Origin of the sequence: Clostridium ihumii AP5 (assembly GCF_000612845.1) — a bacterium.
GTDB classification, from domain to species: Bacteria; Bacillota; Clostridia; order Clostridiales; family Clostridiaceae; genus Clostridium_J; species Clostridium_J ihumii.
The window spans coordinates 31,792-46,007 of sequence record NZ_CCAT010000083.1 but is presented as its reverse complement, the minus strand read 5'-3'; the positions used below and the strand labels follow the sequence as shown (position 1 = coordinate 46,007).

Genomic DNA, 14,216 nt, shown 5'->3' with positions numbered 1-14,216 from the left:
GAATAATTTCATTTTTCAGCTTTTAACCCTATATAGGGTTCCAAGTTCAAATTCAAAAGTTACAATTTATTTCTATGTTTAACTTTTTTCTTTTACATTAAATCCTTTATTCCATACGATAATTGTTGCTAAAATTAATACTCCAATATAAATATATATTCCCATAGATATTTTTAATAATACATAATGTACTATTGCAAAAATAGCTACTACTGCCATTAATAATAATGTCTTACCTATATTTTGATTTTTACTATTTACTGAAAATGCTAGACTAAATGGTAAATTTTTTTCTGTAATATTAAATGAACCTACAATAGTAATAAGCATAACTAAAAACATAGCAACTAAATGAACTATAACTTTAGTTTTAAATATAGCTATATAAATCAAGGAGCATATTATAAACATTGGTATAATAAATTTGTATATAAATGCTTTTATACATCCTCTATACATTAATTTTCTATTTTCTATAGACACAACATTGTATATCCAAGCACCCTTGTAATTCTCAGAGTACTGCATCATCATTGTAATTGATGGTATAGCTATTAACATCAAATACATTGTCAAAAAACTATTTGAATTTTTTAACTGATTTAATGCATTTAAAATTCCTCCTTCATTTTCTCCAGCAATAAATAAAAATATAACTGGAAATACTAGTGAAAGTGCTACATCTGGATATATTTTTAATTTTAATTCTCTTTCTTTACATATTATTTCATGAGAAAAATTAAAAAACATTCTTTCTTCTTTATCTCTACATATATACTTACTTAACTTAAATGCTAATGTGTTTTTTTTCTTAACTTTACTTTCGCTACTATTTAATTTTATTAAGTAATTTTCAAATGAGTTTGAAATTCTTGAATAAATAATTATTGCAATGATAGGTATTATAATTCCAATCATTGTTAATATCAAAAGATCCTTTTCTACGCTTCCCTTGTTAATCATTTCTAAAGGAGCTGCAAACCACATAGGTGGTAAAAAACAATGTACCAATTTTATATTATACTCACTACTAATTTCTACTACATTAAATATTCTTCCCATTAATTGTGACATGACTACTATAACAACAGTTAAAACTATTTGAACAATATTTATCATATCTTTTAATTTTTCACCATCAAAAAACTTTAGTATTACAAAATATAAAAGTGCAGTAACTGTTATCATAAAAATATCTATAAAAACTATTTCTAATATAAATACTAAACAAAATGTTATACCATATTTAAAAGATGCTAGTATCGAAAATCCACATAACGCAAGTGTTATTTGAAGTATATAAATCATTATATGTGTTATCTTTGCAGCATTAACAGTTTTTAAACCTACCCCTCTAATACCTATTAAATTTTTATCCCTAACATCTAATATTACTGAAGAGAAATCTGATATAAACACTGAAAAAATCATAAACATAATCATTCCAAAATAAATAGTCATTTGTATCATTATATTTACATCTATAATAATCATCATCATACATAAAAGGCCTAATATACAATAATAAATTAATGATCTCTTAAATTGATTTTTATCTTTATCATCATTTCCTTGACTGCCACTTAAGACAGTTGGAATTTTCCTTCCATCCATAGTCAGTTTCATTCTAAGAATTAGTATCATAGTGTCATAATCTACGCCAATTTTTTTATATAAAAATTCAAACTTTTTTACTAATTTTAATATTTTAAAATCCTCCATATTTTATTCTCCTTCAACTATTGATATTATTCTTTCAGCCAATTGTTTATGCATATCAAAACCTGTAAGTTCGTTGAATATACTTTCCAGTGAACCTTCATTATGACTATGTTTTAACTCTTCAAATGTTCCATCTGCCACAATTACTCCTTTATCAATCAGTATTATTCTATCACTAATTTTTTCTACAACTTCCATTATATGCGATGAATAAAATATGGTTTTACCCTTAGCTGCAAATTCTGCTAAAAGTTCTTTTATAATCATTACACTATTAGCATCTAACCCACTTAATGGTTCATCTAAAAATAATATATCTGGATTATGAATTATACTTGAAATTATCATAACTTTTTGCCTCATTCCCTTAGAATAAGATGACAATCTAGAATTATATGCATCACCAATTCCTAATACATCCATTAGTCTCTTTGCCTTATTATCAATTTCATCATAGTCCATTCCATACAACTGACCTATAAATGTTAAATACTCTTTAGCACTTAAACTTTCATATAAATCTGCAACTTCTGGAACATATCCAATTTTCTTTTTGTAATTCCCGTTGGTATTTTTGATTTCTTCACCAAAAATTTTTATTTCTCCATCATATCCATCAATTAATCCTAATATCAACTTAACAGTAGTACTTTTTCCTGCACCATTAGGCCCTATATACCCTATTATATTTCCTCTGTATATATCTAAATTAATTCCTTTTAAAACACTCTTACTTCCAAATGATTTAGTTAAATTTCTTATTTCTATAATTTTCTCCATAAGTCCCCCTCCAATAAAAAAAGCTAGTGAAATAAAAATTTCACTAGCCTAATTATACATAATTAATAAACATATTGGTTATATTTTTCATCAAAGTAATTATTTTATACTTTAAATATTTTTCTAATTATCCCCATGGAAACTTACTAAATCTATCATTGCAGTAAGACCTATAAAAAATATTTTATAATTCTCATCATAAACTTCTAATGAATACTTATCCCTTGGACTTAATCCTTTATCGATTCTTCCTATTACTTTTCCATTTTTTATTAATTCATAATGTCTTCTTAATGTATCACCTTGTAATTTAATATTTCCAACTAATCCAGATATACTATAGCTAGCTTTCATTAATGAAAATGCTTTTTCTATAGTTGCAATTTCATCATTATTTCTATTATAGGCAACATATTTATGTGTTCCTAATCTAATTTTTTGTTTCATATACAATAACTTCTCAGTTTTATTTATATCATAAATAGATATGTTTTTACCTATATCAAGCTTATCTCCTTCTATTAAATACTCTTCCATACCATATTCATTTGTTACAACATACTTACTTCCTATAGCTATCAATTTTTCTTTTATATAATATTTCATAACAATCCTCCATGTCTATCTATAAAAAATTAAACTTCTAAAATTTCCCTTGCTTGAAATTTAGTAATTTAAATTTCTTTCTTTAAAATTTAATTTTAATTAACACTTAAATATAAATTATATTTTCTATATTATATATCATAAATTTTTATTTAACATTAACTTAATCTTAAATCTTTCTAAGTTTAATATAAATTTAATAAATATCTCTTTAAATTTTTATATTCATATATTATAATATATGAATATAAAAGATTTGTTTTACCTTTATTGATTTTTATATTAATATCTGATATTATTTAATAATAATTATTAAATATATAGTGTAGTTTATTTTTACAGTTTATTTAATTTAAATAATGGGAAACATAACTTTAAAATAAATCTTAATTTTTTATTGATGATATAATTTTTCATTATATCTGATATTTTCTTACAAATAGGAGGTAATTTAAATGGCAAACGTATTAAATAATAGTAATTTTGATTCTGAAATTTCAAATGGAGTAGTTGTGATTGACTTCTTTGCAACTTGGTGTGGTCCATGTAAAATGTTAGCTCCAGTATTTGATGAATTAAGTAATGAAATGAATGGCACAGCCAAATTCTTTAAAGTAGATATAGATGAAAGTGCTGATTTAGCTCGTAAATATTTTGTTTCTAGTGTTCCAACAATTATGATTTTCAAAGATGGAAAAGCTGTTGAAACAATGGTAGGATTTATTCCAAAAGAAAATCTAGAAGCTAAAATTAAAGCTCACCTATAGAAATTAGAGGTAATTAATATGAGATATGATATAGCAATTATAGGCAGTGGTCCTGCAGGATTATCTGCATCAATAAATGCTAAAATAAGAAATAAAAATTTTATACTATTTGGTTCTTCTGAGCTAAGTCCCAAAATTAGTAAAGCGCCTAAAATTAATAATTATTTAGGCTTTCCAAATTCAAACGGATCTGAACTTAAAGAACATTTTAAAAACCATATAAATACTATGGATATTACAATAACTGAAGAAAAAGTGAATGCAATTTACTCTATGGGTAGTTATTTTGCTCTTATGGTAAATGACAAAACTTATGAAGCAACTACTGTAATACTTGCAACTGGTGTAGAGTTTACAAAACCTATAAAAGGTGAAGAAGAATTCTTAGGCAAAGGTGTTGGATATTGTGCTACATGTGATGCTCCTCTATACCGTGGAAAAGTTGTTGCAATAGTTGGATACAACAAAGAAGCTGAAGAAGAAGCTAACTATGTATCTGAACTTGCTTCAAAAGTCTATTATATACCTATGTATAAAGAGGAACCTAATGTTAATTCAAACATAAATATACTAAAGGATACTCCAATAGAAGTTCAAGGTGATACATTAGTAAGCAAATTAGTTCTTAAAGAAACTACTATCGATGTTGATGGTGTGTTTATGTTGAAAGACAGTATTTCACCAGCAAATTTAATGCCTGGACTTCAAGTTGAAGATGGTCATATCATAGTAGATAGAACTATGTCAACTAATATCAAAGGTTGCTTTGCTGCTGGAGATATAGTTGGAAAGCCTTATCAATACATAAAAAGTGCCGGTGAAGGATTAATTGCCACATTAAGTGCAGTATCTTATTTAGATAAAAATAAATAAATAATAAAAGAGCTATGTATTTTATATCATAGCTCTTTTATTATTTAAAATCCTTCATATATCTACTTTTTTATAATTCTAAAATTCAGCTGATATAGGGCCAAGTTCAAATTTCAAATAATATCTTTATCAAAAGATACTACTAAAATTATATGTTATTCCTATTTTTATATTTAGAACCAATTAAGAACTAAGAGTGAATAGTGAATAGTTATGGTAAATATTACTCACTTCGTTCTTAATATTTGAAATAGAAATACTTAAAAACTACGTTTTTATATTGTTTTCAACTAATTTGCTCTGCAAATTTAATAAAAAATCGTTCTTTAAAATTGGAAATCCAATTTTTACATTCACTTTCCATTTTCCATTTTCAATTTTCAATTAAATTAATTAGAACTCTCAACTTAATCATCAATAACTTAAAGTTTTAACTTAGATTCCTATAGAAAGCATTTAAGTATTACATTTTTAAATAATCCTATTATTTTCCATGAAATTTATAATATAATTATTTCTAATTGATTAATTTTATAGATAGAGAGGATTATATGATGAATAAATTACCTGATTTTATAAATGAATTTAGCGAAGCTCGTAGAAATGCTTTTATTAAAATTAAAGAATTAAAAGATGAGGGAAAAAAAATTGTAGGAGTTTATTGTGGTTTTGCTCCTTGGGAAGTTATTGCTGCCTCTGATGCTGTAGCTGCTTGGCTTTGTGGAATGGATGAAGAACCAATAGAGTATGCAGAAAAGGATTTACCTCGTAATTTATGTCCATTAATTAAATCTAGTTATGGATATGCCATATCAGAAAAATGCCCATTTTACTATTTCTCTGATATGTTGCTTGGAGAAACTACTTGTGATGGTAAAAAAAAGATGTATGAATTGTTAAAAAAGAAAAAACCTATGCATGTTATGCAATTACCACAAACACCGTATGGAAAAGCATCTTACGATTATTACAGGGCATCTATAGTTGAACTTAAAGAAACATTAGAAAATCAGTTTAATGTTGAAATAACAGAAGAAAAACTAAAAGAAAAAATTTCTTTAAAAAACAGAGAAAGACAAGCTCTTAGAAATTACTATGGATTATCTAAACTTTGTCCTCCCCCTATGACTGGATATGATTTAAGAAAAGTTATTCAAGGAACTCTTTACATAGCAGATAAAGAAAAAGAAATTAATGATATATATTCAATAATAGATGAAACAATGAAAAATTATAACAACGACATAAGACCTGTTTCACCTTCTTCAAAAAGAATTCTCGTTACTGGTTGTCCACTAGGCGACTCAACTGAAAAAGTTATAACTGCTATTGAATCTAATGGTGGAGTTGTTGTTTGTTATGAAAATTGTAGTGGTGCTAAAGATGAAAGTCTATTAGTTGATGAAACTAAAAATCCTATTGATGCTCTAACTGAAAGGTATCTACGAACTGCATGTGCTTGTATGAGTCCTAATGATAATAGACTTGAATATCTATCATACCTTGTAGATGAATACAAAGTTGATGGTGTTGTTGATGTTGTTTTACAGGCTTGTCATACATATAATGTTGAAGCTACTACAATTCAAAATTTTATTACAACTAAAAAAAATAAACCATATATGAAAATAGAAACTGATTATTCAACTACAGACATTGGTCAATTAAACACAAGAATCCAAGCATTTATTGAAATGCTCTAAATTTAATTATCTTAATATATAAATCTAGTATTTTATAAAATTACTAGATTTATATATTAAAAAGTAATTTTTTTACTATACCTTTATGTATTTTCATACATTTTAGATAAAACATATCTTCTATTTATTTTATATTTTAAATAAACTTTTTCTAATATATAAAATTGGATTATATATATTTTTATTCATTTTTCTCAATATTATGGATTATTCCTTATTTTTTTACATATTTTTATATTTTTTGTCTTTTAAATATTGATTTTTTTCTGAAAATTGTACATAATTATATACATAGATTAATTGCATATATTAATATTTATGTATTTTTTGTAAACATATATATTTACAGATCAATTTAATTAATTTTTATATAGTTTCAAAATTAGAAACATTTAGCTATGGTTTATAAGGTTTTATATTTAAACGGGAATACATTTATAAAACTTTGTATATAAATTTTTATGAATCCGAGGGGGAAATTTAATGGACTTTTTTAATGACTTTATTAGTTTGGCAAACAATTACTTATGGGGATATGTATTAATTGCACTGCTATTAATACTTGGGTTATACTTCTCTATAAAAACACATTTAGTTCAATTTACACATATCAAAGAAATGTTTAGACTTATTTCTGATTCTGAAGACAAGAAAAATAATAAAGATGGTAAAGTATCATCATTCCAATCTTTTTGCATAAGTACTGCATCAAAAGTTGGAACTGGTAATATTGCTGGTGTTGCTATTGCTGTTGCTATTGGAGGCCCTGGAGCTGTTTTTTGGATGTGGCTTATAGCATTAGTAGGTGCAGCATCTGGATTCGTTGAGTGTACACTTGCTCAAATCTTTAAAGTTAAAGATGGTAATGCTTACAGAGGTGGTCCAGCTTATTATATGGAAAAAGCACTTAATAAAAGATGGCTTGGTATTATTTTTTCAATTCTTATAACAATTTCTTTTGGATTAATATTTAATGCTGTACAAGCTAATACTGTTACTGTTGCTTTTGATACAGCTTTTGGAATAAACAGAACAGTTATGGGTATTGTTCTTGTTGGTCTTACAACATTAGTTATATTCGGTGGAATCACTAGAATTGCAAGAGTTTCTGAAGTTATCGTTCCATTTTTTGCAATGGCGTATATAGTAGTTGCTCTTTTAGTTGTTATTTTAAACTTTAGAGCTATTCCAGGAATCCTTAAATTAATTATCCAAAATGCTTTTGGATTTAAATCTATTACAGTTGGTGGATTTACTGCTACTCTTATGCAAGGTATAAAAAGAGGATTATTCTCTAATGAAGCTGGTATGGGTAGTTCACCTAACGCTGCTGCAGCTGCTGAAGCATCTCATCCAGTAGAACAAGGACTTGTTCAAACTTTAGGAATTTTCATTGCTACATTAGTAATTTGTACTTGTACTGCATTTATAGTTCTAATTCCTGGTGCTTATGCTGATTCAGCTTTAACTGGAATAGAATTAGCTCAATATGCACTATCATCTCAAATTGGTGCTTTTGGTAATTACTTTATAGCATTCTGTATTTTCTTATTTTCTTTTAGTTCTATAATAGGTAACTACTATTATGGACAATCTAATATAGAATTTATAAATACAAGTAAAGTATCTTTAAATATATATAGATTTTTTGTTGTAGCTATGGTTCTTTTTGGTTCTTTAGTAAAAGTAGAGTTAGTATGGAACTTAGCCGATTTATTCATGGGATTAATGGCTATAATCAACCTAATAACAATAACTCGTATAGGTAAATTTGCATTCCTAGCCTTAAATGACTACAAAGCCCAAAAAGCTAAAGGAATCAAAAAACCTGTTTTCAAAGCATCATCTATTCCTGGACTAGAAAATGCTACTGAATGGTCTAATTAATTTAATTTTCCATAAATTAAAATTTTTTAAATATATTATTGAACTTAAACAAGCTCCAAATTAAAATATCTTGGAGCTTGTTTTTCTATATATATTTTCAATATATATTTTTCAATTCACATTTTATACTAATATAAAAATAAATTTACTTATGTATTCCAAATCCAGTTATTATTAGTGTTGCCCAATCACTGTCTTCAGTTTCTATCCATTTATATTCAATGTCCATTTCCTTTAACCATGCATTTAGTCCACTGTTTCCTTTACTTGCATTTGGTGATTGTCTTTCATATACTCTTTTTATAGTATCAAGTAACTCTTTTTGTTCATCTTTATCTAAATTTTTATTTAACATATCTCCAATTATTTCACAACATTCGTCATATGCTATATAGTCACGACTATATAATTCATTAGCTAATAATTGTCTTTTTTGATTTAATTCTTCTCTAACTTTTTCAATTTCAGCTTCATTAGATAAGTATTTTTTAGCTATTTTTAATGCTGCAATATCCTTATCTAATCTAACTATTGATTTTTCTAAGTTTTCATTTTCCATTTAATTAATCTCACTTTTCACTTTTTTATTTAATCATTTAAATTGCATATATCTTTTATAAAATAATTTAAATAACAATTATTCCATTATACCATTAACTGAAATTCAATCAATACATTATTTTAAAACTCTCTATAATCTAGGACTTTTCTATAATTGTTTCAAATAAATGTACAAGTTTCCAGTTTTTTATTATATAATTTACTTTGGCAATGTAAACTATATTAAAATTTTTATTACTTTTTTATGTTTTATATTTTATTTAGGAGAGTAATTATGTTTTTATTAAGTATTTTTGAATTTATTGGAACGGTAGCTTTTGCTGTGTCTGGCACACTTATAGCTATTCAAAAAAAACTAGATCTATTTGGAATATTGACATTAGCTGTAGTTACAGCTGTAGGCGGAGGAATTTTTAGAGATATTTTAATTGGTGCTAATCCTCCAAATGCCTTTAAAAACCCTTTTTACTGTTTTATAAGTATACTTACTGCAATAGTTGTAATAGGGTTATATACTTTAATTTCTAAAATAACATATAATAGGATAATAAAAGAAATAAAATTTTCAACTTCAAATGAGGATATGCAACGTATAGAACTAAAACAAAGAATTGACTTTTTGCGTAGAAGAACTGCTATACTTAGGAAAATAAATATTGTTTTAGATGCTATCGGCTTAGGTGTTTTTACTGCCGTTGGTGCTAATATAGCTATATCTAATAATTTTGCCAATTTATTTTTAGTTATATGTCTTGGTTCAATCACTGGTATTGGTGGTGGAATTGTAAGAGATGTATTTGTACAAGATATTCCCATGGTTTTTAAAAAAGAGATTTATGCACTTGCATCAATTTTAGGTGGATTATCATTTTGGTTTTTACATAATTATGTACCACGTGTAAATGCTCTTTATATTTGTTCTTTTATAACTTTTACATTTAGAATACTTTCTGTAAAATTTAATTGGAACTTACCAAATTTAGCACTTAGCCGAAATGTTGCTAAAAATTAAATTTTAAAAGGGCTGTATCAAAATTAAATAATTAGCCCTAAGAAATAAAATGACCAAATTCTAAAAATGAATTTGGTCATTTTTTGGGTAACAGAAGATTTTTGTTATGAAACACTTTTAAATCATATAAAATATAGCTTTTTCTGTATCTACTTCTATTTTTATATTTTGTCCAATGACAAAATCATATTCTCTATAAGTTTCAACTATTAATTCAATATCTTTATATAACACAACTAAACTATATTTATCACCTAAATATTTTACATTTAATATTTTACTTTCACTTTCTTTATCACTATCTAAAATTTTAATATCTTTAGGTTTAATCATTAATGTGTACTTTCCATCTTTCAATGATGTGTTATATGTACCTATCTTACTCGTAAATACACCATTTTTGCATACTCCATCTATATAATTCATATCACCAAAGTAATCTGCTACCGCTCTAGAACATGGATTATTATATACCTTTTTTGCTTTGTCATATTGGACTATTTCTCCATTTATCATCATAGCTATTCTATTTGACATCAAAAGAGCTTCTTCTTTATCATGAGTAACCATAATTGTTGTTATTCCCATTTCTCTTTGTAACTTCATAACAAGATCTCTCATTTTATATCTTAAATTTTCATCTAAACTTGAAAATGGTTCATCTAATAAAAGTATTTCTGGTTCACTTGCTATTGCTCTAGCTAATGCTACCCTTTGTTTCTGACCACCTGAAAGTTCATAAACTTTTCTTTTCTCATATCCCTTAAGACCAACTTTTTCAAGCATTATCTTTGACTTTTCTTTTCTATCATCTTTATTTATACCTTTCATTTTAAGTCCAAACTCTACATTTTCAATTACATTCATATTCGGAAAAAGTCTTAAATCTTGAAATACTATTACTGTTCCTCTTTTCTCTGGTGGAAAATCTTTCACATCTTTACCATCAATAAGTATTTCCCCTGCTGTTGGCTCTATAAGACCTGATATTGTTTTAAGAAGTGTACTTTTTCCACATCCAGATGCTCCTAAAAGTGAAATCATTTCACCACTTTCAACATTTAAATTTATATTTTCATTTATAATTTTTTTTCCTAATTCAACTTTAATATTTCTCAACACTAGTTCATGCATTAAATACTGCTCCTTTTTATCCGAAAAAATAAGTGTTTTCTATATCATAATATTTTTTTATAAGCTTCTCAAATAAAATGAAAACACCTAAAGTAGCAATTATAAACATAACTCCATAAGCTGATGCAATGGTTCTATCTCCACTTTGAATATATGGAAGCATAATCATGGAGAAAGTAACTACTCGTCCACCTCCAATTATGAAAGTTAAAAAGTATTGGCTAAAGGAAATAATAAAAGCCATACTAAATGATGATATTATACCTGGCATCAATATAGGTATAGTTATATTGATAAATGCTTTTAATGGCGATGCTCCTAATACTCTTGCTTGCATTTCTAATTTATTTCCGACAGCTTCTGTTACTTCTGATATAATTTTCATAGTGTATGGAATACAAACAATTATATGTACTAATATTACACCTACTACTGTATCATTTATCCCCATTTTTATAAAAAATATTTGAATCCCCATTCCAAAAGCTGTAGCTGGTACTATTATTGGCATAAGTATTACAAACTTAAAAATGTTTTTGCCATAAAAATTATACATTGTAATAGCTCTTGCTGCTGGAATACTTATGATTACAGAAATAATTGCCACTATACAAGATATTAAAACACTGTTTAAAAGTACTTTTATAGCTCCTGAATATCCTCCAAACAACTCTTTAATTGCTCTAGTTGAAAATGTTTCTGGAAATATATTGGGGAAAGACCACCTTCCCGCAATACTCCATAATATCAAAATAAGAACAGGAAAGATTATAAAAAATAATGCTAAATATATAAAAACTGTTTTTAATATATTTTTATTCCTCATTCTCTATTGTCCTCCCTGTGCTTTTACTATATTTGTTTGAATGATTTTGTAATATACATAAGTTAAAATTATTGATATTATTACCATAATACTGTTTAACACCATTGCATATGGTCTATTTAATAGACTTGGATGAATATATTCTACATATGCCATTACTGGCAATGCCTTTGGACTAGTTGGTCCTAATAAATATGGAATTTCATAAGCACCAAAGGAATATGCAAATATAATTATAAATGAAGTTGCTATTGTGCTTTTGCATAGTGGCAATGTTATATTAAAGAATGTTTTAAATTTAGATGCACCTAAATTTATAGCAGCTTCTCCTAGTGACGAATCAATATTAGCCATTATAGTAGATACTATTAGTATGACAAAAGGTATCTCCTTCCACAAATATGCAAGTATTATTCCAATTCCATTTCTATCATATAGTAAGCTTATGAACATTTCTTGGTTTTCTATAAATCCTAAGGAATAAAATATCCTTGATATAATTCCACTTTGTGAAAATATATTTATTATAAGTAAGGCTGAAACCATATGTGGTACTATTATTGGTATTTTAAATAATTGAAAGATTTTTCTTTTCATTAAGCCAGTAGTTGAAACCACATAACTTATAACAATTCCTATAATGATTGCAAAAATAGACGAAACCAATGATATATATATACTTTGTTTAATTCCCAGTATTATGTTTTTATTTTCAAATATCATTTTATAATAATCTAATGTAAAATCTTTAAGTCCAATAGCTGGAATTATACCAAAGCTTTGAATTATACCATTAATAAGTCCATGGATAAATAATATCATTAGCATTAGTACAGGCATGATCATAATATATGGTTTTAATTTTTTATGCATTATAATTATCCTCTAGCTGCAACTTCTTCTTGCCATATTGCTTCTATTACTGGTACTAGTTTTGCTGGTACTTCTGGAACTCTTTTTTCTAAAAGTTCATCTGAAGGTATAACTCCTTTTCCCGCATTAACTGAATTAAATAAATTTTTTTCTTCAGTATTAAGTTTATCAAAATCCACTACAGGCAAATCACCCCAATTTTTAGGATCGTATTTTGAAGATTGCATTTCTGGACTAATTATTGCATTAATCACAGCTAATGCTCCATCTATATTAGATGCATTTTCTGGTATTGCTACAAAGTGTGTATTTCCTATTGTTCCTTTATCAAATATAAAAGATCTAGATGTATCTGTAAATCTTCCACTTTCTATCATTGTTGCTACTGAATTAGGATTATATGACATAGTCATAACAAGCTCTCCATCTGCAAACATATTTTCTACTTGTGATGTTGATGCTGGATATGTTTTTCCTTCATTCCAAAGATAAGGCTTTAATTCATTAAGATAATCCATAGCAGGTTTTATAGCTTTTCTAACCTCTTCCTTATCACCACTTAAATCTTTTACTTTATCATATCCTACTGTTTCATATATAATATTTCTCACAAATGCACTTCCTGTAAAATCTGGTGGTGCTGCATATGTAACTTTACCTTTATATTTCTTTACAAACTCTAATAACTCCGCTGTATTTTTAGGTGTTTCTTTTGTAATATTAGAATCATTTATTAAAACAAACTGAGCTTTTCCATATGGTACTTCATGACCTTTAATTTCATATCCAAAATCATATTTTGCTTCATCTGAAGTTCCATCCAAGTACTTTTCATAATTTGGAATGTACTGTGTAATAGGTCCATATAATAATTTACTTTCCATTGCAGTATAAAAATTTTCTCCATTTATCCAAACTAAGTCAACTGCACCCTCTTTATTTCCTGCTTGCTTTTCCCCAATCATCTTATTAAGAATTTGATCTATATCCATAGGAACTCTTTTTAATGTAATATCATAATTTTCTTTTACATACTTTGAAAGTATAGTATCTATCCACCTATTAGTGTGTTCGTCTCCTCCCCATCCATAAAAATTCACAGTAGTTCCCTTGGCATTTTCTGCTATCTCCTTAAAATCTCCTCTAGTTTCATTTGCCTCTTCTTTTTTATTTTCCTTAGAACATCCTACAAAAACAAACATAATAGCTATTGTCATTATTAATACGAGATTTTTAACTATCTTTTTCAAATTTATTCCTCCTTTTTTAACTTGTTTAAATTGGTATATTTTTCATTATACATATACAGAATACTACATAACTTTATTTAATCCTAGTAAAATAAGACATTTAAATAGTTGTTTTTCTTTTATTTATAAAATTTAATAATAATTAATCTTTATAATTATTATTATCAAAAACATATTTTATTATTTAAATAAGTACTGTTTATTTGTACTGCATTAAATTAA

Annotated in this window: 13 protein-coding genes; 5 read left to right on the top strand and 8 right to left on the bottom strand. The window is 26.3% G+C overall.

Translation table 11 applies throughout. The features are described from left to right. Positions 1-78 precede the first annotated feature (78 nt). The 3 genes from BN346_RS16000 to BN346_RS15990 all read right to left on the bottom strand — a co-directional run bounded on the left by BN346_RS16000 (position 79) and on the right by BN346_RS15990 (position 3,108). Positions 79-1,722: a hypothetical protein gene (locus tag BN346_RS16000; protein WP_040329967.1), complete on the bottom strand. Its 1,644-nt coding sequence runs from the start codon at positions 1,720-1,722 to the stop codon at positions 79-81. Positions 1,723-1,725: 3 nt separating this feature from the next. Beyond that, a complete protein-coding gene (locus BN346_RS15995) occupies positions 1,726-2,502 on the bottom strand; it encodes an ABC transporter ATP-binding protein (RefSeq protein ID WP_040329966.1) in 777 nt (258 codons plus the stop codon). A 123-nt stretch (positions 2,503-2,625) separates the two neighbouring features. Further along, the gene (locus tag BN346_RS15990; RefSeq protein ID WP_040329965.1) at positions 2,626-3,108 is read right to left on the bottom strand and encodes an LURP-one-related/scramblase family protein; all 483 of its coding nucleotides are present in this window, start codon (positions 3,106-3,108) and stop codon (positions 2,626-2,628) included. A 455-nt stretch (positions 3,109-3,563) separates the two neighbouring features. Between BN346_RS15990 and trxA the strand changes: the two genes are divergently transcribed. The 4 genes from trxA to BN346_RS15970 all read left to right on the top strand — a co-directional run bounded on the left by trxA (position 3,564) and on the right by BN346_RS15970 (position 8,338). Then, entirely contained in the window at positions 3,564-3,875 is a 312-nt protein-coding gene (gene trxA, locus BN346_RS15985) for a thioredoxin (protein WP_040329964.1), read from the top strand. A gap of 12 nt (positions 3,876-3,887) precedes the next feature. Beyond that, on the top strand, positions 3,888-4,748 hold the full coding sequence (locus BN346_RS15980) for an NAD(P)/FAD-dependent oxidoreductase (protein ID WP_040329962.1): 861 nt from the start codon (positions 3,888-3,890) through the stop codon (positions 4,746-4,748). Between the two features lie 554 nt (positions 4,749-5,302). Continuing rightward, positions 5,303-6,451, top strand: coding sequence for a double-cubane-cluster-containing anaerobic reductase (locus tag BN346_RS15975; protein ID WP_040329961.1), 1,149 nt, complete (start codon positions 5,303-5,305; stop codon positions 6,449-6,451). A 483-nt stretch (positions 6,452-6,934) separates the two neighbouring features. Further along, the gene (locus BN346_RS15970; RefSeq protein WP_040329960.1) at positions 6,935-8,338 is read left to right on the top strand and encodes an alanine/glycine:cation symporter family protein; all 1,404 of its coding nucleotides are present in this window, start codon (positions 6,935-6,937) and stop codon (positions 8,336-8,338) included. Between the two features lie 145 nt (positions 8,339-8,483). Here BN346_RS15970 and BN346_RS15965 read toward each other — a convergent pair whose 3' ends face one another. Further along, complete coding sequence (locus BN346_RS15965) at positions 8,484-8,897, bottom strand: hypothetical protein (protein WP_040329959.1); 414 nt, start codon at positions 8,895-8,897, stop codon at positions 8,484-8,486. A 276-nt stretch (positions 8,898-9,173) separates the two neighbouring features. On the opposite strand from BN346_RS15965, the gene BN346_RS15960 reads away from it, so the two are divergent. Beyond that, entirely contained in the window at positions 9,174-9,911 is a 738-nt protein-coding gene (locus BN346_RS15960; RefSeq protein WP_040329958.1) for a trimeric intracellular cation channel family protein, read from the top strand. Positions 9,912-10,028: 117 nt separating this feature from the next. On the opposite strand, the gene BN346_RS15955 is transcribed toward BN346_RS15960, so the two are convergent. Genes BN346_RS15955 through BN346_RS15940 form a run of 4 tightly spaced genes read right to left on the bottom strand, consistent with a single transcriptional unit; the run spans position 10,029 to position 13,985 of the window. After that, positions 10,029-11,045: an ABC transporter ATP-binding protein gene (locus BN346_RS15955; protein ID WP_040329957.1), complete on the bottom strand. Its 1,017-nt coding sequence runs from the start codon at positions 11,043-11,045 to the stop codon at positions 10,029-10,031. 16 nt (positions 11,046-11,061) lie between these two features. Further along, positions 11,062-11,871, bottom strand: a complete 810-nt coding sequence (locus tag BN346_RS15950; protein WP_040329956.1) for an ABC transporter permease — start codon at positions 11,869-11,871, stop codon at positions 11,062-11,064. Between the two features lie 3 nt (positions 11,872-11,874). Further along, entirely contained in the window at positions 11,875-12,744 is an 870-nt protein-coding gene (locus BN346_RS15945) for an ABC transporter permease (protein ID WP_040329955.1), read from the bottom strand. A 5-nt stretch (positions 12,745-12,749) separates the two neighbouring features. After that, complete coding sequence (locus BN346_RS15940; protein ID WP_423219658.1) at positions 12,750-13,985, bottom strand: ABC transporter substrate-binding protein; 1,236 nt, start codon at positions 13,983-13,985, stop codon at positions 12,750-12,752. Between the last annotated feature and the right edge of the window lie 231 nt (positions 13,986-14,216).